This is a genomic window from Chitinophaga filiformis (assembly GCF_021646545.1).
Classification (GTDB): Bacteria; Bacteroidota; Bacteroidia; order Chitinophagales; family Chitinophagaceae; genus Chitinophaga; species Chitinophaga filiformis_A.
The window spans coordinates 901,367-927,195 of sequence record NZ_JAKIRP010000001.1; the positions used below are offsets into that span (position 1 = coordinate 901,367).

22 protein-coding genes are annotated in these 25,829 nt (G+C 46.5%); 14 read left to right on the forward strand and 8 right to left on the reverse strand.

The window, feature by feature from the left end; translation table 11 throughout:
• The first annotated feature begins 365 nt into the window (after window positions 1-365).
• Complete coding sequence (locus L3C95_RS03730; RefSeq protein ID WP_236385351.1) at window positions 366-1,541, forward strand: tetratricopeptide repeat protein; 1,176 nt, start codon at window positions 366-368, stop codon at window positions 1,539-1,541.
• Here the strand turns inward: L3C95_RS03730 and L3C95_RS03735 are convergent.
• Genes L3C95_RS03735 through L3C95_RS03745 form a run of 3 tightly spaced genes read right to left on the reverse strand, consistent with a single transcriptional unit; the run spans window position 1,486 to window position 3,682 of the window.
• Entirely contained in the window at window positions 1,486-2,175 is a 690-nt protein-coding gene (locus L3C95_RS03735) for a DUF2306 domain-containing protein (RefSeq protein ID WP_236385352.1), read from the reverse strand. The genes L3C95_RS03730 and L3C95_RS03735 overlap by 56 nt on opposite strands.
• Window positions 2,176-2,178: 3 nt before the next feature.
• Window positions 2,179-2,925, reverse strand: a complete 747-nt coding sequence (locus tag L3C95_RS03740; RefSeq protein WP_236385353.1) for a hypothetical protein — start codon at window positions 2,923-2,925, stop codon at window positions 2,179-2,181.
• 37 nt (window positions 2,926-2,962) lie between these two features.
• Window positions 2,963-3,682, reverse strand: a complete 720-nt coding sequence (locus L3C95_RS03745; RefSeq protein WP_236385354.1) for a hypothetical protein — start codon at window positions 3,680-3,682, stop codon at window positions 2,963-2,965.
• Between the two features lie 185 nt (window positions 3,683-3,867).
• Between L3C95_RS03745 and L3C95_RS03750 the strand changes: the two genes are divergently transcribed.
• Window positions 3,868-4,455: a hypothetical protein gene (locus L3C95_RS03750; RefSeq protein WP_236385355.1), complete on the forward strand. Its 588-nt coding sequence runs from the start codon at window positions 3,868-3,870 to the stop codon at window positions 4,453-4,455.
• Window positions 4,456-4,591: 136 nt separating this feature from the next.
• Here L3C95_RS03750 and obgE read toward each other — a convergent pair whose 3' ends face one another.
• Both obgE and L3C95_RS03760 read right to left on the reverse strand, forming a co-directional pair.
• On the reverse strand, window positions 4,592-5,596 hold the full coding sequence (obgE, locus tag L3C95_RS03755) for a GTPase ObgE (RefSeq protein WP_236385356.1): 1,005 nt from the start codon (window positions 5,594-5,596) through the stop codon (window positions 4,592-4,594).
• 159 nt (window positions 5,597-5,755) lie between these two features.
• Window positions 5,756-6,346, reverse strand: coding sequence for an adenylate kinase (locus L3C95_RS03760; protein WP_199654482.1), 591 nt, complete (start codon window positions 6,344-6,346; stop codon window positions 5,756-5,758).
• A 377-nt stretch (window positions 6,347-6,723) separates the two neighbouring features.
• On the opposite strand from L3C95_RS03760, the gene L3C95_RS03765 reads away from it, so the two are divergent.
• Window positions 6,724-9,744: a glycoside hydrolase family 3 N-terminal domain-containing protein gene (locus tag L3C95_RS03765; RefSeq protein ID WP_236385358.1), complete on the forward strand. Its 3,021-nt coding sequence runs from the start codon at window positions 6,724-6,726 to the stop codon at window positions 9,742-9,744.
• 108 nt (window positions 9,745-9,852) lie between these two features.
• Here L3C95_RS03765 and L3C95_RS03770 read toward each other — a convergent pair whose 3' ends face one another.
• Window positions 9,853-10,281, reverse strand: a complete 429-nt coding sequence (locus L3C95_RS03770) for a hypothetical protein (RefSeq protein WP_236385359.1) — start codon at window positions 10,279-10,281, stop codon at window positions 9,853-9,855.
• 198 nt (window positions 10,282-10,479) lie between these two features.
• Here L3C95_RS03770 and L3C95_RS03775 point away from each other — a divergent pair, with 198 nt between their 5' ends.
• The 6 genes from L3C95_RS03775 (at window position 10,480) to L3C95_RS03800 (ending at window position 18,068) form a co-directional block, all read left to right on the forward strand.
• Window positions 10,480-11,532, forward strand: coding sequence for a COX15/CtaA family protein (locus tag L3C95_RS03775; protein WP_236385360.1), 1,053 nt, complete (start codon window positions 10,480-10,482; stop codon window positions 11,530-11,532).
• Window positions 11,533-11,598: 66 nt separating this feature from the next.
• Entirely contained in the window at window positions 11,599-13,887 is a 2,289-nt protein-coding gene (locus L3C95_RS03780; protein WP_236385361.1) for a patatin-like phospholipase family protein, read from the forward strand.
• 250 nt (window positions 13,888-14,137) lie between these two features.
• Window positions 14,138-15,946, forward strand: coding sequence for a translational GTPase TypA (typA, locus tag L3C95_RS03785; protein ID WP_236385362.1), 1,809 nt, complete (start codon window positions 14,138-14,140; stop codon window positions 15,944-15,946).
• Window positions 15,947-16,051: 105 nt separating this feature from the next.
• The gene (locus tag L3C95_RS03790) at window positions 16,052-16,672 is read left to right on the forward strand and encodes an alpha-ketoglutarate-dependent dioxygenase AlkB family protein (protein ID WP_236385363.1); all 621 of its coding nucleotides are present in this window, start codon (window positions 16,052-16,054) and stop codon (window positions 16,670-16,672) included.
• 22 nt (window positions 16,673-16,694) lie between these two features.
• On the forward strand, window positions 16,695-17,570 hold the full coding sequence (locus L3C95_RS03795; RefSeq protein WP_236385364.1) for a hypothetical protein: 876 nt from the start codon (window positions 16,695-16,697) through the stop codon (window positions 17,568-17,570).
• Between the two features lie 60 nt (window positions 17,571-17,630).
• Complete coding sequence (locus L3C95_RS03800) at window positions 17,631-18,068, forward strand: META domain-containing protein (protein WP_236385365.1); 438 nt, start codon at window positions 17,631-17,633, stop codon at window positions 18,066-18,068.
• A gap of 71 nt (window positions 18,069-18,139) precedes the next feature.
• Here L3C95_RS03800 and L3C95_RS03805 read toward each other — a convergent pair whose 3' ends face one another.
• The gene (locus L3C95_RS03805) at window positions 18,140-18,496 is read right to left on the reverse strand and encodes an IPT/TIG domain-containing protein (RefSeq protein WP_236385367.1); all 357 of its coding nucleotides are present in this window, start codon (window positions 18,494-18,496) and stop codon (window positions 18,140-18,142) included.
• A 292-nt stretch (window positions 18,497-18,788) separates the two neighbouring features.
• Entirely contained in the window at window positions 18,789-20,945 is a 2,157-nt protein-coding gene (locus L3C95_RS03810) for a S46 family peptidase (RefSeq protein WP_236385369.1), read from the reverse strand.
• A gap of 171 nt (window positions 20,946-21,116) precedes the next feature.
• On the opposite strand from L3C95_RS03810, the gene L3C95_RS03815 reads away from it, so the two are divergent.
• The 5 genes from L3C95_RS03815 to recA all read left to right on the forward strand — a co-directional run bounded on the left by L3C95_RS03815 (window position 21,117) and on the right by recA (window position 25,822).
• Window positions 21,117-21,548, forward strand: coding sequence for a hypothetical protein (locus tag L3C95_RS03815; RefSeq protein WP_236385370.1), 432 nt, complete (start codon window positions 21,117-21,119; stop codon window positions 21,546-21,548).
• A 52-nt stretch (window positions 21,549-21,600) separates the two neighbouring features.
• Entirely contained in the window at window positions 21,601-22,266 is a 666-nt protein-coding gene (locus tag L3C95_RS03820) for a ribonuclease HII (RefSeq protein WP_236385371.1), read from the forward strand.
• A 45-nt stretch (window positions 22,267-22,311) separates the two neighbouring features.
• Window positions 22,312-23,808 (forward strand): RNA polymerase factor sigma-54, encoded by a 1,497-nt coding sequence (gene rpoN, locus L3C95_RS03825; protein ID WP_236385372.1) that lies wholly within the window; start codon window positions 22,312-22,314, stop codon window positions 23,806-23,808.
• 43 nt (window positions 23,809-23,851) lie between these two features.
• Window positions 23,852-24,544 (forward strand): phosphatase PAP2 family protein, encoded by a 693-nt coding sequence (locus L3C95_RS03830; RefSeq protein WP_236385373.1) that lies wholly within the window; start codon window positions 23,852-23,854, stop codon window positions 24,542-24,544.
• Window positions 24,545-24,811: 267 nt separating this feature from the next.
• Window positions 24,812-25,822, forward strand: a complete 1,011-nt coding sequence (gene recA, locus L3C95_RS03835) for a recombinase RecA (RefSeq protein WP_236385374.1) — start codon at window positions 24,812-24,814, stop codon at window positions 25,820-25,822.
• Window positions 25,823-25,829 lie beyond the last annotated feature (7 nt).

The following is a 25,829-nucleotide window of genomic DNA, read 5'->3' on the forward strand; positions in this document are numbered from 1 at the left end:
ATCGTTAAAACCACTGGTAATTTTTATTGCCAGTGGTTTTTTTTGCTACTTATACAAGGTCGGGCTAAGATGAATACTGCTCATTTCCAATATTTTACAGTCAAAAGATTTTAAATATTCCTTGTAATGTCGCTACTATGGCTTGCTCCCGGATATAACCCATATATAACCCATATACAAGCCATATATGACCCATATATAACCCATATCTAAAAGGTATGGGTTATATATGGGTTATATGTGAGTAGAAGATGGGTTAAGTATGAGATGCAGTAATCACAGAAGCCTGATAAGAACATGATTTTACCCTTTGAAGAAAGAGCGTACGGCTGACGTATTATTTTAATACTTGTTATTATCTTTATATGATTAAAGAACTTCCTATGCGCTATGTATTACTGCTGGCAGCAGGTATGTCCCTGTTTGCCTGCAATGCCCCAAGCACCCCGGACGCTAAAACAAAAGCAGATCCCCAACATCCGGAGCAGGGACAATTCACCGCTGTGATCAGCGAAGACCAGATATTCGACAAACAGGTGATCCTGAGAGCAGTCTCTATCACTGAAGGAAAGAGTAAGATCTCCGACAAATATTTCCTGAAGGGAGTGGATGCATACAGAAATCAGAAGAACCTGGAAGAGGGGATGAAACTGTTCAAGCAGTCCATTATGGAGCAGCCACAAGCCAGGGCTTATTTTGAGCTGGGAAATGCGCTTGCAGACATGAATTATCTGAAGGATGCGGTGTCTGCATATCAGATTGCAGAAGCGTTGGATTACAAGCCGACTTCAAAAGTATTGTATAACCTTGCCTGTGTATATTCCAGGGCGGAGGATGACAAGTCTGCCCGTTATTATCTTATTTCTGCTATTGAGTTTGGGTATAGCAATGCTAAAAACATTTTTGAGGATAAAGATCTTCAATACCTGAGAGATAACATGTGGGATTTCAAGGGCACAGTTGCTATCGCCCTGAGCGGTGCTACAGATCCCGATAAACTACAATGGAACCTTTTCTGGCATGAGTTCAAACCAGTTTCGTACCCCGTGGTACTGGATGAGAGGTATGGTAAGACGCTGGGAGAAGACTATATATCGTACGAGTATGAACGTTTTGTGGCGGAAATGCGTAACAATGAAAAATTCTCCCGGGAAGTGGGATATGAATTCTATCATGTAGGCCTGGCCAAAGCAACGGATAGTGTTAAGACGCTTATTTATGCAGTGAAGAATGTGATCATGGGTGGAGACGCTCCTCCTGAGTACTATATTGTTAGCTTTGATCATGTTGGAAAGCTGGTGGACAAGTTGCTGATAGGAGGACATGAGAAGCTGGCGGATCCTTTCCGTGTCGCCACATTAACGGAAAACGGCAATATTGAGATCGGGTTGTTCAAACAGGAGTACAAACGTGATCCTGAAAATCATGGTTATGAAGACAATGAACTGGTGGATGTGAAATTGCTGGAAAAGCAACTGTATAACATCACACCCGATGGCCATTTTGTAAGGAAGGAGAATCTGCTGGGAATGAATCATTAAGATATCCCAGTCCTTTGCGGATAATCATTTCTGCTATCAGCAGGTTCAATGTCCAGCTGAGCCAAGAGATCAGTATATAAGCCTGCACCGGGTGCAGTGGCAAGTTAAATGTGCCGATCAGAAAAGCGTACAGGCGTAATGAAATGGCAGATAAGGTGAGCGCATAACTCCGGATCATCATGCCCGTGTGTAAACGCCACCTGCGTTGCAGGGCATAGCGCCAGCCGAGGAAGGTAGTGAGCAGCCATAAGGATCCCAGCAACACAAAACTGATACGGGCAGGTAATCCGCCATTGGCGTAAAAGCCCATGACCAGCCCACCAGGACCACTGAATAACAAGATGACTATTGCATATATTTTCCCGGACCTGCGGTGCAGGCCGGGATATTTTTTTAGCAAATAGTTACTGAATTGTAAAAGCCCCGCTACCAGTACGATAACGCTCGTAAAAACATGCACATAAAAGCTGATCCGCCAGTGCCGGATATGATATACCAGCTGTTTCGTCATGAGAAAGTCCACATACCGGTCAAAGGAGGTATAGGGAAGACTCAATAACAGCATCAGCCAGGAAGTATACAGGATGATGGCAGCAAACAGGTAATAGGCTATACGTCTTGCAAGAGAAGGCATAGATCAAAGGTCATTCTCCCAAAAACTGAAAAAACCTCCGTTAGCCTCCGTAAGCTCAATAGATGACCCTTCTTCGGACGGGTATTTGACGACAAACGCCGTGGACCGCTGCTGATAAACCGGGTTAGGTTGCCAGTTCACGACTACTACTGTATCTGATTGCTTTTCCCAGGTGCCTCTCAGGGTGTTCATTTGCTGAGAAAAGGTAGAATCGTTTATCTTCTCATAGTAGTTCAGCGTACAACTGCCGTCGGAGTTAAAGGAAATATCGCTGTGGTCTCCAGTCATGTAGCCAAGGGATTCAGCATCCTTTATGAGTCTGGTGAGTGCCAGTTGTTTTTCGCTCAGCGATTTGTTGTTCACCGGTTTCCAGGCGCCGGTAGCTTTGGTAAGTGAGGTATCCATCATCAGAGAGAAAACACCGTCAAACTCATGATCGCCGGGTTCGAAAAGCTGGATATCCAGGTTGTCTCCTTTGTTGGTGATGCTGCCGCTCACATTTCTTCTGAGACCTTTGTGTGTATTATAACCGGCTATTTTATTGCCGCTACAGTAGTTGATCGTAATGTAAATGGGGCTGCCGCCAAAATCGCCCTTATAGGTTCCCATGATCCTGGCTTCCAGGGGTGGCACCTCCGCTGTGGTTGTCGTAGTCGCTGTACTATCAGTTGTAGCAGTATTGGTCGGGGTAGATGGCTGGCATGCGCTGATAAAACATGCACCAATGAATGCTGTTATAATATATTTCACAGGGTATTTTTTTGTAAAGTAACTAATAAATGCAGATTTATGCATGACCATCAATGAGAAATTGTTCCAGCCGCTTACGTGTGATCACCTGGTTACCCCAGTAAAAAGCCTCCTCCGTTTGAATATTAGCCAGGGACGCATTGGATTGTTTGCTCAGCCAGTCGATGAACGCGTGCCGGTCGCTGAAGGATTGCTCCGGCTTGTCCATTCCTCCGTCCCATACAGCGCCATAGTTGTAGCGTCCATTCTCGTATTCCAGCCCCATTCCGCAGAAATCCCGGTGGCTGTGCCCGATACGGCCATGCAGCAGCGCATCGGCTACTTTAGTGGCAAGTGCTATGCCTACAGGTATAGTGTCAGCTGCCAGTTGCTCTTTGAGGGCCTGTCTCCGTAGCAGTTCTTCCTGTTCTGCTTCCATGGCGGCCTCCTGTTTGCGTTGCTGTTGTTGTGCTATAGTGAGGTAGGAGTAATGAAAAGTATCTGTAGTCAGATCTATATCCACTTCGAGGACAGCAGTATCCGGGGCGCATATTTCCATATAATCCCTGATGGCTTTCTGTAACGGATAATCGAAATCCCATACTAACATGGATTTATTATCCCGGGTCCTGATACAACTTAAAGAGAGTAGGAGGGTAGACGTAAATTCCGCTTTCAGCCGGCCTTTGAGGCTGCCGGTCTTTTCAAGTTTTTCACGCAGGCGGGTATTTAACAGGGTAGTTTCCTGCAGGGTATTTTTCATAGAACGTTCATTCATGACATGAATAATTTCTATTTACAAGATATTCAAAACTCACCGTTTCTTTTGTATATTTAGTGAAGTAATAATTCTGTAAGCAACGTAGTTTTTGCGGCCCCTGTATCGCCTGCATTATCTGTTCTTTCGAGCATAGTAGTACAGTAGTATTTACCCAAATTTGATAACAACCAAAATTTTACTTCATGAAACGAATGTCTTTCAACATCCTTTCCTGCTTTTTGCTGGCCTTCGCATTATTTGCCGCATCGTGCGGTAAAGATGGAGATACTGGTCCTGCCGGTCCCGCTGGCCCTGCTGGTCCTGCCGGTCCTGGTGGTCCCGCTGGCCCTGCCGGTCCCGCTGGTACTGCCAATGTGATCTATTCAGACTGGCTGGATGTAACCTACGAGGTAGATACCGTTCATAACACGGACGGCACCATTGATACTCTTGGTTATTTTGCAACAATTGATGCACCTAAAATTGATCAGGAAATGCTGACTAATGGTGAGATCAAGGTATATTGGAACCGCGGCAGTGCAGAGCAACCGGTTATATTTCCGCTACCATATTTCGATCCCTACACGTTTTGGAATATCAGTCCGGCATTCTATCTGAACACGATCGACCTTTATGCCACTATTGACGCTAGTAGCGGACCGGCTCAGGGTGGTGTTCAGGTATGGCAGTACAGGTATGTGTTGATACCGGGAGGAACTGCTGCACGTAAAGCGCAGATTGACTGGAACAATTATAGAGAAGTGCAGAAGTACCTGGGGTTGAAGGACTAAACTAAATAACCAGAAATGTAATGTTGTTTAGTATACACGATTTATCTAACGGAAATTGACTAAACGATAAAAAAAGGAATCAGGAATTGAACACAGCGACAAGTTCGCCTTATTCAATTCCTGATTCCTTTTTTATTTATTTCTCTGTGTTATTGTTCAACGCCTGCCACAGCATATCCTTCAGTTCAGACAGGCCTTGCTGGGTTACGGAAGAGATAAAGACATGCGGCACATTATCAGGAAGCTCTTCGGTGATCGCTTCTCTCAGCTCATCGTCCAGCATGTCGCTTTTGCTGATAGCCAGCAGGAACTGTTTATCTAACAATTCAGGATTGTATTGTTCCAGCTCATTGACTAGTATCTCGAAGTCTTTTTTATGATCCTGACTATCCGCCGGGATCAGGAACAGCAGCACGGAATTCCTTTCAATATGACGGAGGAAACGGTGTCCCAGGCCTTTCCCTTCATGTGCCCCTTCAATGATACCCGGAAGGTCGGCTATGGCAAATGAGCGGTCATTACGGTAAGGCACCATACCCAGGTTGGGGGTAAGGGTAGTAAATGCGTAATCTGCTATTTTAGGTCTGGCGGCCGTGATGGTTGACAGCAGGGTAGACTTTCCGGCATTGGGGAATCCTACCAGCCCTACGTCGGCCAATATTTTCAGCTCCAGCACTTTCCAGCCTTCAATACTAGGCATGCCGGGCTGTGCATAATCAGGAGCCTGGTTGGTGGCTGACTTAAAGAAGCTGTTTCCTCGTCCGCCTTGTCCGCCGGGGATCCAGATCACTTCTTCTCCATCGTGCAGGATCTCCGCCTCCATATCCCCCGTTTCCTCATCAAATGCCTGGGTACCGAGGGGCACTTCAATGATGATATCCTCTCCGTTCTTACCGGTACTGTTATTATCGCGGCCATTACCGCCATCTTCTGCCACCACGTTCTTGTACCAGCGCAGGTGCAGCAGCGTCCACAACTGGGAGTTCCCTTTCAGGATAATGTGTCCGCCACGGCCACCGTCACCACCGTCGGGACCGGCTTCCGGGTTGTATTTGGTACGCATGAAGTGTGCACTACCTGCGCCACCTTTACCAGATTTGGCGTAGATCCTTATGTAATCAACAAAGTTGCCTCTTTCCAAAGTATTTGATTTATGCTTAATGCCACGCGTTCCCATCTCAGTGGGTAACGCGTAAATATAAAAACGCAAAGATCGTTAAGTTCGGGCATTTTAACTACGCATAAGGCGCTAAAATGCTTACTTACAATCTTTGCGTTTAAAATATATCGGAGTAGTCTGTTATACTTTTTCCTCTACTACCAGGCTGTCGATCTCCTTGCTCAGGCGCTCAAAGATTTCCTCAACGGAGCCTTCTCCCTTGATCTTCTTGAACTTGCCATATTTGGCATAGTGGTCAGCTACAGGAGCGGTCTTGTTATGATATTCCACAATACGGGCCCTGATCACGTCCTCATTTGCATCGTCCGGACGTCCGGAGGTAGCGCCTCTGCCTAACAGGCGGCTGATCAGCTCATGCTCAGGTACTTCCAGTGCCAGTACAACGGAGATGGAAGTCTTCTTCAGTGCCAGTAATTTATCCAGTGCTTCTGCCTGGGCGGTAGTGCGGGGGAACCCGTCGAAAATAAAACCTCTTGCATCCGGGTTGGCATCCAGTTTGGAGCTGATCATGCCGATCACCACCTCATCTGGCACCAGTATACCCTGGTCCATCACTTTTTTGGCTTCCAGGCCAAGTGGTGTTTTGGCTTCAATCTCACTGCGCAGCAAATCGCCGGTGGACAGGTGAATGAGCCCAAATTTATTAATCAGGTTAGCACTCTGAGTGCCCTTTCCGCTACCGGGAGGGCCAAATAAAATGATGTTGACCATGTTTTAAAAAATGCTTTAGCAAGAATGCAAATATAGCAAACAATTGAATGTATTGGTAACTAAAATTGCAATTGCTTGAATAACGTAAAATATTTAAGAAATTTCCTAGATATGTTTTAATGATTTGCTGTAAATAATGGATTATTTTTAAGAAGTTCACTGTTGATGTGTAATGGTTAACGCATCGCTTTTACAGGCATTATGTAAATAAATCATATCACAGGTTAACGTAAATATAAACAATTCTACTGCCGTATGATGTCCACGATCAAATTGTCAAGTAAAAAAATTTAGTTGTTTAAACATAAAAATGTTCGGATCCATGGTCGGAATGCTATGTACTATGGAGTAATAATTTGTAAGTTTAGTCGATGATGATGAAGCAATTAATGATTTTAGGTCTCTCTTCTCTATGTATGATAGGAGGGGGTGTGCCCCGGACAACGCCGGGAAAGGAACCAGGGCCCGGAACACCAAAACAACAGGTGCTAAAGGAAGCAAAAAGCAGCAAACCAGTAAAGGTAAAGCAGGATGATGACGCCGCCCGCTGGGTGGACAGTGTGTTCGAATCGCTGGATGATGACGAACGCATCGCCCAGCTGATCATGATCAGGGCGCATTCCAACTTAGGGGCAGACCATGTTAGAAAAGTAGCGAAAGACATTCAGGAGAATAAAGTAGGGGGACTCATCTTTTTTCAGGGAGGCCCGGTACGACAGGCTAATCTAACCAACTATTACCAATCCATCTCGAAGACCCCGCTCATGATCGCGATAGACGGGGAATGGGGGCTGGGTATGCGCCTGGACAGTGTAACACCACTGCCGCGTCAGCTGATGCTCGGCGCCATGCAGGACAGCTCGCTGGCCTACAGGTATGGTCAGGTACTGGCTATGCAATGCCGGCGTCTGGGTATCCATGTGGATTATGCGCCTGATATGGATGTGAATAACAATCCTAACAATCCGGTGATCAATGACCGTTCTTTCGGTCAGGATAAATTTCAAGTGGCCCGCATGGGTGTGCAGATCATCAAAGGCATGCAGGAACAGAACGTGATGGCGGTGGCCAAACACTTTCCCGGCCACGGCGACACTGACGTAGATTCCCACTTGGATATGCCTGTAATCCGTAAAACAAGGGAGCAGCTGGACTCGCTGGAGCTCTATCCTTTTCGGAGGGCAATAGAAGCCGGCGTACAGAGTATCATGATGGCCCATCTTTACATCCCGGCACTTGACAGTACACCTAATACGCCTACTTCCATTTCACATAAAGCTATCACCGATTTCCTGAAGGGAGAGCTCGGTTATAAAGGCATCGTCATCACTGATGCGCTGGAGATGAAAGGAATTGCTAAGTTTTATTCCGGTGGCGAAGAGGCTGCCCAGTCATTACTGGCAGGAAATGATATGATGATGCTGCCTTCCACAGCTGCAGGAAGTGTAGATGCCATCAAACGGGCGATCAGGAGAGGACAGATCTCCAGGGAGGAAGTATACCAGCGGGTAAAGAAGGTGTTGCTGGCGAAATATAAACTGGGATTGAACAAGCCGCAGGTCATAGATGTGAACAATCTGACCAGTGATCTGAATGCGGCAACAGATTCTCTTACTAAGAGCATTGGAGAGCACGCTATTACCTTACTGAAGAACGATAACAATCTTATTCCGTTCACCGTGCATACGCCTGGTAAGCTAGCCGTTATTGCGGTAGGAGCGGATGTAAATAATGCTTTCCTGCAAACGGTGAAGGTGCTCCGGCCGGATGTGGATCCTTTCATATTCACTTCCCGTCAATCGGAAACACAGGTATCGCAGGTGGTAGAACGTCTGAAGCGGGACTACCAGGCAGTTATCATCAGCCTGCATAATTATGGCCGACGTCCGGCCAACAGTTTCGGTATCAGTACGGCAGAGCGTCTGCTTATCCAGCAGCTGCAACAGGAAATGCCTTCGGCTACTGTCGTATTTGGTAATCCTTATGCTATCCAGTACTTCTGCGATGCGCCAACTATTATCGCAGCTTATGAGGATGATGATATTACCCAGCGGACAGCGGCTGCTATCTTATTTGGCCAGCAGGCAGCGAAGGGTAAACTGCCGGTAACGGTATGCCCTAACTTCCCATATGGCACCGGTATTATACAGACACCACCGCCACCTGTGATGAAAGCGGAGCTGCAGCATGTTAAACCCGAAACAGTGGGTATGAGCAGCCAGGTATTACAGAAGATCGATGTGCTGGCAAGAGATATGATCGCCAAAGGCGCCGCACCAGGTTGCCAGATACTGGCCATGAAAGACGGTAAGATCGTGTACGATAAGAACTTCGGACATTTCGATTACAGCACGCGTGAACCAGTTACAGCCAATGCTGTTTACGACCTTGCCTCGGTGACCAAGATCTGTGCTACCACGCTTTCTGTGATGCGCCTGTACGATGAAGGAAAGCTCAGCCTCGATGCTACCCTGGGAGATTACCTGCCTTGGGTGAAAGGTACGAACAAAGCTGGTCTGCGCATCCGTGATGTGCTACTCCACCAGGCAGGCCTGGTGTCCTTTATTCCTTTCTTCAGGGAAGTGATAGATGCAAAAGGCATTCCGGATACGGCATTATTCCATACCTATGCAGATTCGGTGTATTCAGTGCGTGTGGCAGAACACCTGTATATGCGAAGCGACTACGTGGATACCATGTACCGTCGCATCCTGGACAGTCCGCTAAAACCACAACAGGGATATGTATATAGCGACAATGACTTCATCTTCCTGGGAGAGATCGTTGAGCAGCTGACAGGCAAAAAACTGAACCGATATGTGCGGGAAACGTTTTATGAGCCGTTGGGTATGGCAAATACAGGCTTCCGTCCGCGGGAACGCTTCCAGTTGTCGCAACTGGCGCCTACAGAGAGCGAACCTATCTTCCGTCGCCAGTGGATCCGTGGAGATGTACATGATCCGGGCGCAGCCATGTTTGGCGGTGTGGCGGGGCATGCCGGATTGTTCTCCAACGCCGGAGACCTGGCTATTCTCATGCAGATGTTCCTGAACGGTGGTAAATACGATGGAAAAGAATATATCAAACCTGAGACGCTGCAATTGTTTACTGGTTACAGCAGCAATTTGAGCCGGCGTGGACTGGGATTTGATAAACCGGAGAAAGACAATGGCCGCCACGGAGAAGCGTATCCATGTAAAAGCGCTTCACCGCTTACATATGGCCATACCGGCTTTACGGGCACCTGCATATGGGTCGACCCACAGTCGCAACTGGTGTTCATCTTCCTGAGCAACCGGGTATGTCCTGCCGGCGGAGATAATAAAAAGCTGATGACCCATCACGTGCGGGAGAATATCATGGAAGTGCTGTACGAGGCAATGGGAGGAAAGAAATAGGTATAGAAGCGGGATAAATAGGCAATAGTGCCAGGTGAAGTATGCCTTAATGGCCATTCATCTGGCACTATCTTTTTTATGGATAGCAATATCTTTCGTACGGATAGTTTATTGTACTGATACTGTTCTGTTGATGCTTGTTTCTGTCCTGATGTTCACGATCTTTTCTGCGAGTCTGTTCCTGCCTCTTCTGATCTCGAAAGTATAAGCGCCGTCCTGCAGTTCCTGCATGTTGAATTTGGCCACATACAGCATGGTAACAGGTAATGATTCCTGATGCAGTACGTAGTTGTTGGCATCTTTGATGCTCAGTGTTACTTTTTCAACGCCGGGATTCTCAACAGTGATCTTAAATACAAGTGCTTCAGGTTCGAGCTGAGCAACTTTCAGTTTGAAGGCCGTTACGGGAGCAGGGGTTTCATCATTGTTCGCTACCATGCTTACCCTGGTGTCGTTGTATGCATAGGTAGTCTCCTGGGCTTTCGAAAAAGATACGTTTACGAGGATAGCGGCTAATAAAAACGATATGCGTTTCATACAAAAATGTTTGTTTTTGTTTAGATGATGTTGTCTGTTTGTATTAGCTAATACATGGTTCCTTAAATCGCCGCAAAGATCGGTGGGATACATTAACAGAAAGTTACGGGTAGGTTAACATAGGATTATGAAACGGGCAGGAAGAGATGACGAATGTCATTCTTAATTGTTAATTGATAGCTACCTTTGCTGGCGTTTATGGAAAAATCGAGATTACAACAGCAGCGGCCGGTGGCTATCTGGCTATATATAGGGGTGGGAATGATCATCGTCCAGGTTTTGCTGGGTGGAATCACCAGGCTGACCGGATCCGGACTGTCAATTACAGAATGGAAACCCATTATGGGAGCCTTACCGCCTATGACGCAGGACGCCTGGCAGGTGGCATTTGAAAAATACCAGAAAATTGCCCAGTACCAATATATGAACCGGCATTTTACGTTGTCCGATTTTAAAGCCATTTTCTTTTGGGAATGGCTGCACCGTAACTGGGCACGTCTCATCGGGGTGGTTTTTGCGATCCCCTTTATCTATTTCCTTATTAAAAAGAAGCTGGATGCTTCCATGGTAAAGCCAATGATCATCCTGTTCATTCTGGGCGGCTTACAGGGCGCTATAGGATGGATCATGGTACAGAGCGGCCTGAATACGGAAGACCTGTATGTAAGTCATATAAGACTGGCAGTGCATTTCATCGCTGCATTGGTATTGTTGTGTTATACATTCTGGTTTGCTCTGAAACTGAGTACTGATAAACGGGAGCTATTAGTGATGCCCGGCCTGCGTAAGCTGAACGGCTGGCTGCTGGGAATATTGACATTACAGCTGATTTTTGGCGCTTTCATGGCGGGGCTGCACGCTGCCCTTGTTGCCAATACCTGGCCCGATATTAACGGCATGTGGTGGCCAATGGGCATGTTTACCAAGGGTAGCCTGCTGACAGATATCACGCACAATGCGATCACGATACAGTTCATTCACCGCGGACTGGCCTATCTCATTACTATCCTGGTGGTAATCTGGTGGTGGAAAGCTTCGGAAGCTCCTGAGAACAGCCTGCTGCACCGCATCCGCTATCTGCCTTTACTGCTGGTATTACTGCAGGTAATGCTGGGAGTGCTTACGCTGCTTGGCAGTCAGGTGAAGATCCCATTGCTGCAGGGGATACTTCACCAGGGAGTAGGCATGCTATTATTACTTTCTCTGGTATGGACTTTATACCTAAGCAGAAATAAGACAGTCAAAGTATAGAAGATCGAATATCCGGCCGGTAACATGTTAAACTTTTTCGTAAGTTTATTGTAATTAGCGTAACGGATGAAAGTGAAATCTTTGTTGGTCAGGATCTTTTACTCGTTCCCTATACAACTGTTCTTGCTTCATTTCCGCAAGTACCAGGTGTTACTGGTGTTCTGGGCTATACTTTTCAGCACTATAAATGGGGAATTTGCCAAGGTATTTGGTGGCGACGCTTTATTTCTCGCCCCGGAATACCTGGGTGACGTGAGTTTTTACAGCACATCCATCCTGGGGCTGGCAACCGGTTTGTTTGCAATGAGCTGGAACATAACCACTTTTATTTTACATACCGGCCGTTTTAAATTTCTTGCTACTACCTCTCAGCCCTTTTTTAAATACTGCCTCAACAATTCCATTTTCCCGATAACCTTTATGTTGAACCTGCTGTTCCGTGGCTGGGAATACCAGCGTTATCAGCAGTTGAGCTCAGTGCCTGAAATATTATTGCTGACAGAAGGGTTTATCTGCGGATATCTCTTTATTGTCTTTTTCAGTTTCTTTTACTTTTTTAACGCCGACAAAAATATTGGCCGCAGGCTCGAAAAGAAGTTTGGCAATCCCCGCAATTTCCTGCGCCTGGTGCTAAAGCCTACGCAGGAAAAAGACGAAAATGCATTGCCTGTACACAACTATTTCACTTCACCCTGGAAGATCAGGCGGGCCAGGAATGTAGACCACTACAATAAGCATTACCTGGACAGCATATTGAAACAGCACCACTTTGCCGCAATGATCACAGTAGGGTGTGCGCTCATCTTTCTGGTTATACTGGCCTTCCTGATGGACTATCCTGTATTCAGGATACCTGCGGGCGCAAGTGTAATGATCTTTTTCGCTTTCCTGATAGGGATAGCAGGCGCCTATGCCTACCTGTTGCAAAGCTGGGCCATTCCCATGGTGCTGGTAATGTTGTTTGGACTGAACTGGCTGGTGGAACAAGACCTGATCGACAACCGTAACAAGGCCTACGGACTTGACTATGGTGAAAGAAAGGAAAGGCCCGAGTATAGTGTAACAGCGCTACAGCAATTCTTTACCTGGGAGCGGGCGGAGCAGGATAAGCAACATACGTTGAAGATCCTGGAAAACTGGAAGGCGAAATATAAAGGTCCAGGTAAGCCGAAGATGATCGTTATCAATTTCAGCGGAGGCGGTTTAAGAGCCGCTACCTGGAGCATGAATGTCTTGCAGCGGCTGGACGCTATGATGAAAGGGCAGCTGATGAACAACACGTTCCTGATGACGGGCGCTTCCGGTGGCATGATCGGGGCGTCGTATTTCCGGGCCTTATACATGGAAAAGCAGGAGGGAAAGCCTGTCAATATGCAGGATAGCAGCTACACGGAACGCATTTCCCGCGACCTGCTGAACTGTGTGTTCACTTCTTTGGCGGTGAACGATTTTATTACGCCGTTCCGCTCGTTTAAAATTGAGGATAACCGGTACGCGAAAGACAGGGGATTTGCCTTTGAAATGCAGTTGAACAGTAATACGGGAAATGTATTGGCCGGCACCATTAAGGATTACCGGGAACCGGAACAGAATGCGCTGATCCCTATGCTGATATGGAATGCTACGATCAATGCAGATGGCCGCCGCCTGATCATTTCCCCACAGCCGATCAGTTACCTGTGTGCTCCGGAGTATTCACCGCTGGTAAGAAGCGTGCGGGATATAGATGGGGTGGACTTCTCGCAGTACTTCGCTAACCAGGATGCAGCAAACCTGCGTATCACCAGTGCGATCAGGATGTGTGCTACATTCCCATACGTATTACCCAACGTATTTCTGCCCAGCAGACCTATTGTGGACGTAATGGATGCGGGTATCAGGGACAACTTCGGACAGGAATCCTCCATGCGTTTCCTGCATACTTTCCGTAACTGGGTCAATGAAAATACAGATGGTATTGTTTACATCCAGGTGAGAGATACCCGTAAGAACGATATTAAGTCTATCAAACAGTCCATGAAGCTGAACGACATGATGTTTGATCCTTTGTTCACTATGCAGGCGCACTGGAGTGCTATGCAGGACTTTGTACAGGACAATGAACTAACCTATCTAGAAGGATACTTCCCTGGAAAATTCCACCGGGTGATCTTCCAATATGTGCCTCAGAAAGAAGATAAAGCGGCAGCATTAAGCTGGCACCTGACCTCCCGTGAAAAGATCGACATTGCAGGCGCGCTGGATAATCCTACCAACCAGGCATCATTTGACAGTGTGATGAATATGGTGGGCCGACCGCTGCTGACAGAGGAGCATCATAAAAACCCCTCAGACACCGGACGGGACTATAAATAATAAAAAATCAAATCTGTACCCGCCTGGTTTTTTTATCATAATTAACAGAAGATTAATCTGCCCTGTTTCCGATGTAAAGTATTGCAGTAGAAAGCCTTACCACCTGAATGCTTAGATTTTTAGTGAATCATTTGGAGAAATGATCACAATTATTTAAAAGCGTATCCCCACTTTTTCCACATTTTATTGTAACTTTGCGCCTTCTTTGGCCGACCTGTGTCAACCAGCCAGAACAAATTGAACAAGATTTATGAATATCCGTAACATAGCAATCATTGCGCACGTAGACCACGGTAAAACTACCCTGGTTGATAAAATCCTGCATCACACCAACGTTTTCAGGGCAAACCAGGAAACAGGTGAGTTGATCATGGACAATAACGACCTGGAAAAGGAACGTGGTATCACCATCCTGAGTAAGAACGTCTCTGTTGAGTACAAAGGGGTGAAAATTAACGTGATCGATACTCCAGGCCACGCCGACTTCGGTGGAGAAGTGGAAAGGGTGTTGAAAATGGCGGACGGTGTGATCCTGCTGGTAGACGCCTTTGAAGGTCCGATGCCTCAGACCCGTTTCGTACTGCAAAAAGCGCTGCAGCTGAACCTGAAACCAATTGTGGTGATCAACAAAGTTGACAAGGCGAACTGCCGTCCTGACGAAGTGCATGATGCGGTATTCGAACTGTTCTTCAACCTGGATGCCACTGAAGATCAGCTGAACTTCCCAACCTATTACGGTTCCGGTAAGAATGGCTGGTTCAACGATTCATTGACGCAGTGTGAAGATATCACTCCACTGTTGGATGGTATCCTGACGCATGTACCAGAACCAAAGATCCCTGAGGGTAACCTGCAGCTGCAGATCACTTCCCTGGATTACTCTACTTTCCTTGGCCGTATTGCTGTAGGACGTGTAGCGCGTGGTACCATTAAAGAAGGTCAACCTATCTCTCTGGTGCAGACAGATGGTACTATTAAAAAGTCCCGTGTACGTGAACTGTACACCTTTGAAGCACTGGGTAAAAAGAAAGTGACTGAAGTACAGCCAGGTGATATCTGTGCTGTAGTTGGTCTCGAAGATTTCAATATCGGTGACACCATCGCTGACTTCGATGCTCCTGAAGCATTGCCTGTTATCAGCGTGGATGAGCCAACCATGAACATGCTGTTCAGCATCAACAACTCTCCGTTCTTTGGTAAAGACGGTAAGTTCGTTACCTCCCGTCACCTGCGTGACCGTCTGGTAAAAGAAACTGAAAAGAACCTGGCACTGCGCGTAGTTGATACAGACAGCGCTGATAGCTTCCTGGTATATGGCCGTGGTATCCTGCACTTAGGTGTATTGATTGAAACCATGCGTCGTGAAGGATTTGAGTTGACCGTAGGTCAGCCTCAGGTGATCCTGAAAAATATAGATGGTAAAAAATGTGAGCCATACGAAACACTGGTAGTTGACGTTCCTCAGGAATTTGCAAGTAAAGTGATCGACCTGGTAACCCGTCGTAAGGGCGAAATGCTGATCATGGAAACCAAAGGTGATATGCAACACCTGGAATTCGAAATTCCTTCCCGTGGTCTGATCGGTCTGCGTACGCAGATGCTGACCAATACTGCAGGTGAGGCTGTAATGGCACACCGTTTCAATGATTATAAAGCATGGAAAGGTGCTATCCCTGGTCGTAACAACGGTGTACTGCTGGCTAAAGAAGCGGGTACTACCACTGCTTACTCCCTGGATAAACTGCAGGATAGAGGTTTCTTCTTCGTAGATCCGGGAGAAGAAGTGTACAAAGGCATGATCATCGGTGAAAACAACAAACCTGGTGACCTGGTAGTGAATCCGAATGAAGGTAAGAAACTGACCAACATGCGTGCGAGCGGTAGTGATGCTGCAACCAGCATTGCGCCTAAGACCCTGATGACACTGGAAGAGTGTATGGAGTACATCCAGCACGATGAGTGTATCGAGGTAACGCCAAACAACATCCGTATGCGTAAAGTGCACCTGGATGAAGAAGAAAGAAAGAGACTTTCTAAATCAATGAAAGCAGATGCGTAAGCATGACTGTTCTTAAGATATAAGCCGCTCCGTGATGCACGGGGCGGCTTTTTTGTTGTACCTGCGCGCATGTTGGATGCGCAGCCCCTTTGTATCTTTGTATTGATGGAGCCGCAAATACCATTATTCAGTGATCCCGCCAGTCAGCATATTACCCTGAAAGATGGCGAACTGGTTTATTATCCGCAGTTCTTTTCCCTGCAGGAGGCTACATCATATTTGCAGGTACTGATAGAAAAGATCATGTGGCAGCAGGAGCGTATGAAGATGTATGGCAAAGAAGTGTTGTTTCCCCGCCTGATGGCATGGTATGGAGATGCTGGCAGCACCTATGCTTTTTCCGGTAATACTTATACGCCGCAGGAGTGGACAGAAGAGCTGTTACAAATAAAAAAGCGGATAGAACCCGAAGCTGGTGTACGTTTTAACAGCGTGCTGCTGAACCGTTACCGTAACGGCAAAGACTCCATGGGATGGCATGCAGATGACGAGCCGGAACTTGGGCTGAATCCTGTCATAGCTTCCGTTAACCTTGGCGCTTCCAGGCGTTTTATGTTACGTCACCCGCAGGCCGGATTGAAGTATGAACTGGAGTTACAGCATGGTTCATTGCTGATCATGAAAGGCGCCCTGCAACATCACTGGCAACACCAGGTGCCGAAAACAACCAAAGTATCAGGAGAGAGAATTAACCTCACATTCAGGGTGATACAGAGCGTGCAATAGATAACCTACGAAGACATTGATTATGAAAAATCCCATCTTGTTGATTGGCAACGATATTAATAACATGTCGAAGGGCCAGAGCTGGAAAGACCTTCTTAATGACATTGTTAAATTCTGTCTTCCGGACGGTTGTATACAACTTGACGAAAGAAAGCCATTCCCCTTATTGTATGAAGAGATCTTCCTGACCGCTATTCGCCAGGAACATATCAGAGAAGTGCAATTGAAATCATTTATTGCAGAGAAGACGCTCAAAATAGAAGAGAATGATATTCATGCCGCCATCCGCGACCTGGCGCCCGCGCATATTCTGACCACGAATTATGAGTTCACGCTGGAAGGAGAAATTCCCTCCCAGAACGATGGATTGATCCTGGAAAGGATATTCAGCATCTTCAGAAAATATAAAGTAGGTAATACAGATTACTGGCATATTCATGGCGATTGCCTGAACCCGCTGAGCATTAATCTTGGGTTTGAGCATTATGGCGGCCAGTTGCAGCAAATGCGGAACTATGTTGTGTCCGGCACGACGTATACAAGTCCGCAGGCACCCCGCCAATCGCTGGTACAGCGTATTAGTCAGCACTTGCCGGTAAATGAGGATTCCTGGCTGGACCTTTTCTTTATGCAGGATATTCACATATTCGGCCTGTCGCTCGACTTTGTAGAAACAGACCTGTGGTGGCTGTTGACTTACAGAGCCAGGCAGAAGTTCCAGAAGAATACTATCCCCGTGAAGAATGCATTGTATTACTACATTCCGGCGGAATTTGTGCCGGGCGCAAAATTCAAGCTGGAGATGCTGGTAGCCAACGATGTAAAGGTGATAGAAATTTCGGCGTCAGATAAACGGGCTTATTATGAAGAAGTATTGCGCAGGATCAGGAAGCTGTAAATGATATGGAGTGGTTTTTGTTCTTGACCTGGTATCATAACACCCAAAAATCACTAGATCATGGTCAGATTAACAGCTATGCTCCTTGTACTGCTTGCCAATACCTGTAATCAGCAAAAGGCGGTCAAGCAACAGATTGGCAGCATCCAGGACAAAAGATGGAGCCTTGTCAATATGGGCGGGACTGTTCAGGAAAAGTCGCCTATATGGCTGGAGTTTGATACGGCTACACATCGCTTCAGTGGTAACGGAGGCTGTAACAAAGTAGCCGGCGAGTATCAACTGGATGGCAATGAGATCACTTTTGGCAAGGTAATAAGCACACGTATGGCATGTATCGACGCACAGGCTAATGAAAGAGAAAGTGCGTTCCTGCGCATGCTTAGCGACCGGACTTACACAATAAAATTTGAAGAAAGGCAATTGCAGTTCCGTGATAGCGGAAGAATTGCGATGATGTTTGATGGCTATAAAAAAGCAGCAGTTACAAAAGAGTAATGCTTAAAAATAAATGTGGCGCATACCGGAAAGAGGCTGTTGCTTTTCCGGACATGCGCCACATTTTTCTATTATCTACCAGCCAGCATAACGATCTGATTGTCTACGAAAACAGTATCAGATACTTCATTACCTACCTTTACGGTAACGGCTAATTTAGCTGCTTTCCTTGCGGGAATGCGTACTACTAACTGGTTGTCTGATGCACTGATAATTGACGCTTCTACGTCATCTACTATTACTTTGTTGTCAGTTGTAACATTGCTGAAGCCTTTTCCCGTAATGGTCAATACTATATCAGTAGTGCCTGCGGGAAGAGTATCCTGTATACGCAAGGATGTTTTTTCAGCAGAAGGGTTTACATGACAACTGTACAGACAGCACATCATCATGGCTGCAAGAGCCAGACTCATTTTCCTGTAAAACATAAAAATTATTCTTTTTGGGGTTCAGGGTTTAAAAACAGCGCGTGGTAGTGTATGGAGCTAACGGCGACTGTTGGTATTTCAAATAAATCGGACGCAAAGATAAGGAGTACTCGTGGATTAACAATGCGTATTAATACCTGAAAATGAAAATTGAGTATTGATACCGAATGAAAAAATGAGTAGAAAACGTTGGAAGAAGGCGTCCGTGGAGCGTTGAGCGGTAACTGGTATCCAAATAAAAAAAGGGTTGATCATTTCGTTGACCAACCCTTTTTTTATTTGGATAATTAATTTATTTAATCAGTTTCAGTTCATTGATAATATTACTTGCACCTCCCAATTTATCAACGCACCACAGTACGTAGCGTATATCCACACAGATAGTGCGGTTGTATACAGCATCAAACTGGATCTTGTGGCTCAATGCTTCATAGTTGCCGTCAAAAGCAAGACCTATCAGTTCTCCGTTTGCATTCAGCACAGGAGAGCCGGAGTTACCACCGGTGATGTCGTTGGTAGTGATAAAGCAGGTAACGATATCATTCTTTCTGAGGTCTTTGTACTGACCGAAATCTTTTTTGTTGTACAGAGAAACATAATTCTGCGGCAGGTCAAATTCGTAGTCGCCCGGTACATATTTTTCCATTACACCTTTCATCGTACATACATAGTCGTATGCAACAGCATCGCGGGGGGCATATGGTTTTACCTGACCGTAGGTAACACGCATAGAGAAATTAGCATCAGGATACCATTTCTTGGTTGGTTCCATTTCCATTCTTCCTTTCAGGTAAGCGCGGCCCAGGTCGTTGTTTTTGGTAACGAACTGGTTGTACAGCGGTTGGTATTTGGTAGTGAAATTCTTGATGAAAGCACTGGAATAAGCGAATGCGGGGTCTGTCTGCAGGGTTACAGCGTCAGGGTTGGCGATGAACGCTTTCCAGCGGGCATCGTTCAGGATCATAGAACCAGACATCAGCGCAGAGGCCCAGAGGCGGTAGGTGTTATCGTCTTCCAGGTTACCGAATTTCGCTTTGATCGCATCATAAAATCCAATTGGATGTTGCGCCAGGGGAATATCTGTGTAGAACAGGTGGCAGGTAGCTGCCAGTATTTTCTGGTCGCTGGTTTTATCTTCCTCTTCCAGGAAGGCGGTACGCGCTTTATCTGCCGCCTGGATGCTCTGTTTGATCATGTCGGCAGAACCTCCGGATTGTACCAGGGCTTTTTCCACCGCCATCAGGCTACCTGCAAAAGCGGCCAGGGGAGAACCCATGATGCCTTCATTGATATAGATACGGTGTTTGGCATATGGAGTCCAGGCTTTGTAAGATGCGGCATAATCAGGGAAGATATTGGCATATTCTTCTTTACCCTGCGCCCATTTTTCAAAGGCGGCTTCCTGTTTTTGCTTTTCGTCCAGCACGTTGTATTTCACGAGCTGTTTGGTTTCCCCGTCGAAGAATTTCCAATAATTAGCGATACCGGCATAGGAAGAGGCCAGTTTCAGCTTGATAGCAGGATCTTTCTTCATCTGTTCGAACATATATTTCAGACGTACGCTGCGCAGCGCTACAATGGAAGGGTTTTCCACATTTATTTTCAGCTTTACGCCTTCAGAGCTCTCGTAGCGGTTAGTGCCGCCGGGATAGCCGAATATCATGGCATAATCGTTCTCCTTAATGCCTTTGATGGATACCGGCAGGAAGTGTTTGGGCTTTAAAGGCACGTTGCCGGCAGCATATTCAGCCGGTTTTCCGTCCTTGTCGGCATATACACGGAAAATGGAGAAGTCGCCGGTATGACGCGGCCATTCCCAGTTGTCGGTATCGCCACCGAATTTACCGATGCTTTCCGGCGGGGCGCCTACCAGGCGGATATCTTTGTAACGTTCATAGACAAAAAGCAGGTATTGGTTGCCTTTGAACATAGGTAATACTTTTGCTTCGTAATTAGTGCCATTGATGGCCTGGGTTACGATTTCGGCAACAGTTTTCTGCTGTTGCTGCTGTCTTTCCTGACCGCTCATGCCTTTCAGTGCGTCCTGTACCTGTTTGGTGACATCGTCCACCCGTACGAGGAACTGTATGGATAGGCCTTTGGCAGGGATCTCCTGCTGTTTGTCGAGGGCGTAAAAGCCGTTTTTAAGATAGTTGTGCTCTACTGAGCTGGCGGTAGCAATGGCATCATAGCCACAGTGGTGGTTGGTAAAGATCAACCCCTGGTTGCTCACTATTTCTCCCGTGCAACCACCACCGAAAATGATAATGGCGTCTTTCAGAGACGCTTTGTTAATACTGTACAATTGTTCTTTCGTCAGCTTCAGGCCTTTCTTCACCATGTCATTGTACACTTGCTGTCCCAATAAATAGGGCAGCCACATTCCTTCATCTGCTTTGGCGAATTGTGCCGCCAGCAGTAACAGAAGGATCAGGAGATTTTTCTTCATAATTGGTATCGTTTTTAAAAAGCAGGCTCAAACCTAGCTATTTTTTTAATAAGCGCCATACGGTCTGTGGTAAACGGTGAGTAGCTGCCCCAGGTAAAACTGGAATGGCATTTGTAAAAAAGGGGTGGTTGACGGGTTCGGATACAAAAAATTCACTTTAAAAGCCTACTTATGAAAAGAATACTGCTGCTGTTGACAGCACTGGCTTTCCTGGCATGTCAGGAAAACAGCCGGACGGAAGAAAAAAAAGAAGAGCTGAAGGAAGGTGTGGAGAAAATTGGACAGGATGTCAGGGAAGCGGCGGAAAAAGCCGGGGAATATATGGAAGCACAGCGGGACAGTTTACGGATCCGGCTTGAAGAACGCAGACGTGAAATAGATGTTAAACTGGAAGAGCTGAAAGATGACGGCTCTGAAAAAAACAAAAAGGCCAGGACTAAACTTGAGAAACTGAGAGATCAGATAGACGGTAAACTTGACGCGTTAAAAAACAGCAGTGCCGACGCCTGGGATAGTACCCGGAATGATATTGATACCCTGATGAAAAAAACGGACAGGGAGTGGAAGGAGTTTAAAGCGGATTTCAAGGAATTATTCCGGTAGGGATAAGAAATGAAATTCCCTACCTTTACCGCAAAGATCATACTAAAAAGCCTTGTTACGTTCTTATCACCAAAAAGATATCGCTTTTGAAGCCGGCTGTGATGAAGCCGGAAGGGGATGCCTCGCCGGTCCTGTGTTTGCTGCAGCGGTGATATTACCGCCCAGATTCAGGAATAAGTTGTTGAATGATTCTAAGCAGCTGAAGGCTGCAGACCGGGAAAAACTGCGTATTGTAGTAGAAAGAGAAGCGATTGCCTATGCGGTGGCCAGCGTGGATAACGTGGAGATTGACAGGATCAACATTCTCCAGGCCTCTTTCAGGGCCATGCACCTGGCGCTGGAACAACTGAAGCAGCAACCTGGTTATATATTAGTGGATGGGAATCGCTTTGTACCTTATGGAAATATTCCTCATGCCTGTATAATAAAGGGCGATGGCATATATGCCTCCATAGCAGCAGCTTCCATACTGGCGAAAACCTACAGGGATGAATATATGCAGCAACTGCATGAGCAATACCCTCATTTTGGATGGCTGGAGAATAAAGGATATCCTACACAACAACATCGGGATGCAATCCGTGAACATGGCGATACGCCATTTCATAGAAAATCATTTAGATTGTTGCCCGACGAACAACTGGAATTGGATTTTGATACTCCCGTACAGGAATATACGGTGGTGAGAGTGGTTTCACCGGATGAGATAGAGGATTAGTAAAAACTATTGTTTATTAATTTTGCCCTTGGATAGGATTAGACTATGTTAAAGCAGACACAACAGCAGAAGCTATTACAGAAATTGTCGCCGCAGCAGATTCAGCTGATGAAACTGCTGCAGGTTCCTACAGCTGTACTTGAAGAGCGTATCAAGGAAGAGCTGGAGGAAAACCCTGCCCTGGAATACGGGGAAGAGGCGCATGAAGATGAATTTAAGGATCCTCAGGAGGAATTTAACAGTGCAGATACCGAGGAAGGAGATGACGAGTTTGAACCTGATGGCAGTGAGAACGAATACGACAATATTGATATATCTGAGTATGTAAGCGAGGGAGACGATGATATAGCCGACTATAAACTAAGGGACGATAACTATCCGGACCAGGATGAGAACAAAACGATCCCGGTGAGGGTGGAAACATCGTTTCATGAGCATCTTCTCGGCCAGCTGGGCATGCTGGAACTGGACGACCGGCAGAATAGCATTGCAGAACAGATCATCGGCAGCATTGACGATGATGGTTACCTGCGGCGTGAAGTGAGTGCGATCGTGGATGACCTATCTTTTTCTCAGAATGTTGTGACAGATGAGGATGAGATCAGGGACCTGATCCGCAAAATCCAGGATTTTGATCCTCCGGGCGTGGCGGCCACTGACCTGAAGGAATGCCTGTTGCTGCAATTGAAACGCAAGCCACAGGATGATCCGGGTGTGTTAGGCGCCTACCAGATACTGGAGAACTACTTTGACGAATTTACCAAGAAGCATTACGAGAAGATCCAGAAGGGCCTGAATATGAATGACGAAGGCCTGAAGGAAGCTATCGGGCAGATTATCAGGCTGACGCCAAAACCAGGGGGGAACTTTGCCACCCTGAACAAGGCCGAAAGTTATGTGGTGCCAGACTTCTTTATCCTGAATAACAACGGTAAGCTGGAACTGACGCTGAACTCCAAGAATGCTCCTGACCTTCGCATTTCCGAGGGATACAGGGACATGCTGAAAGAATATGACAGGGGAGACAAAAAAGATAAGCGTCAGAAAGAAGCTGTGTTGTTCATCAAACAAAAGATTGACGCAGCCAAATGGTTTATTGACGCAATCAAGCAACGGCAGCATACCCTGCTGTCAACAATGGAATCCATCATGTCCTACCAGCGGGAGTTCTTCCTGACAGGAGATGAGACGACCATGCGCCCAATGATCCTGAAAGACATTGCCGATATCACCCAGCTGGATATTTCTACTGTCAGCCGTGTGGCTAACAGTAAATATGTGCAGACGGAGTTTGGTACTTTCAAGCTGAAATTCTTCTTCAGTGAATCGCTTTCAACCGATAGCGGGGAAGAAGTTTCCACCCGTGAGGTGAAAAAGATTCTATCTGATCTGATAGAGGGAGAAAATAAGCGGAAACCGCTCAGCGACGAGAACCTGACGAAGATGCTGCAGGACAAGGGATACAACATTGCCCGCCGTACAGTAGCTAAATACCGTGAGCAGCTGAACATTCCGGTGGCGAGGCTGAGGAAAGAACTTTAATGACCTGGCGGCCGTCCTGCCTTAAAAGTGACGGAAACTGTGAATGGAACAAGTAATCATACCCACAACGGATAATTCCCGGCAGGACAAGCCGGTATTTTCACCTGCATTGCAGAAGGTCGCTGAAGTGATCTCTTACCTGTCGCATCCCTTATTCCTGCCAATACTGGTAACAGTGCTGCTGGTGAATGCCATGCCCGAGTACTTTGTCCTGTTCAAACAGGAGAGTATCCGGTATCCGTTTGACCTGCTGTATATCAGGGTGCTGTTTACCACATTGTTCCTGCCACTGTTTGTGGTAGCCTTGTGTAAGGCGCTGGGTTTTGTAACGTCATTTCAGTTACGGTCACAGAAAGACCGTATCATTCCTTATGTAGCCTGTACTACTTTCTACTTCTGGACTTATTTTGCCTTTAAGCGTCAGGGCGTAGCGCCTCCTTTCTTCAATGCATTCTTCCTGGGTGTTTTTATTGCCATTGTGATCGGTATGGTGGCCAATACCTATGTGAAGATCAGTATGCATACGATAGGGTGGGGAGGTGTGATCGGTTTCCTGCTGATGCTGATGACCGGGTTAAATATGAATATCAGCCTCGCGCTGATGATCGCTTTCCTGATCTCAGGAATCGTGGGTACCGCCCGTCTTATACTGGGGGCCCATACCCCGGCGGAAATCTATACCGGCTTTATACTGGGTATTCTCTCACAGCTGATAGCATATGGCATAGCAGGCTAAAAACAGCCTGAAAAAAACTTTTTTTGACTACGCACATCCAGTGCGTAAAGCCTGCTCATCTTTGTAGTGTTATTTGAACATTGACATATGCTTCTGTTGTGCGTTAGCCCTTAAACTTATAATAACAGCATAACAATAAATGTGAAAGGTTGATTCTATTTACTACAACATTTAGTATTTATGGCCAAAATGCTAAAAATTTTAGGATAATAGAAAATTAGATCATAACTTAGCACACCATTAAATTTGTAAAAAACACTTACTAATATGTCTACAGCCAATACTGACAAACTCAAGGCGCTGCGCCTTACAATGGACAAGATTGAGAAGGATTTCGGTAAGGGATCCGTGATGATGATGGGAGAGAAAGGCACAGAGCCGATGGAAGTAATATCAACAGGCTCCCTGGGGCTGGATATTGCGCTCGGTATCGGTGGTTTTCCTAAAGGAAGGATCATTGAGATTTATGGACCAGAGTCTTCCGGTAAGACAACAGTAGCTATTCATACAATTGCAGAAGCCCAGAAGAAGGGTGGTATCTGCGCTATCATAGATGCGGAGCACGCGTTTGACAGCTCCTATGCCCAGAGACTGGGTGTAGATGTGGACGCACTGCTGATTTCCCAGCCTGACCATGGTGAGCAGGCCCTGGAAATTGCAGACCGTCTGATCCTGTCCGGAGCCGTGGACGTGGTGGTGGTTGACTCTGTTGCCGCCCTGGTACCAAAAGGTGAACTGGAAGGAGAGATGGGTGAAAGCAAAATGGGTTTACAGGCACGTTTGATGTCTCAGGCGCTGCGTAAACTGACCGCTACCATTTCAAAAACAAATTGCTGCTGCATATTTATTAACCAGCTGCGTGAAAAGATAGGAGTGATGTTTGGTAATCCGGAGACTACTACCGGTGGTAACGCGCTCAAATTCTACGCTTCTGTGCGTTTGGACATTCGTCGTATGACCCAGATCAAGGATGGTGATGAAGCTGTGGGTAACCGCGTAAAAGTAAAAGTAGTAAAGAACAAAGTTGCACCTCCCTTCCGCCAGGCTGAATTCGATATCATCTTTGGATTAGGTATTTCCAAGATGGGTGAAATTATCGATATGGGTGTTGAATACGGCGTCATCCAGAAAAGCGGCAGCTGGTTCAGTTATGATACCAACAAGCTGGGCCAGGGCCGCGATGCCGTGAAACAATTGCTGCTTGATAACCCTGAAGTGGCAGCAGAAATTGAAGGCAAGATCAAGGCGAAACTGGCAGAGCAACAAGCGCAGGCCTGATTAAATA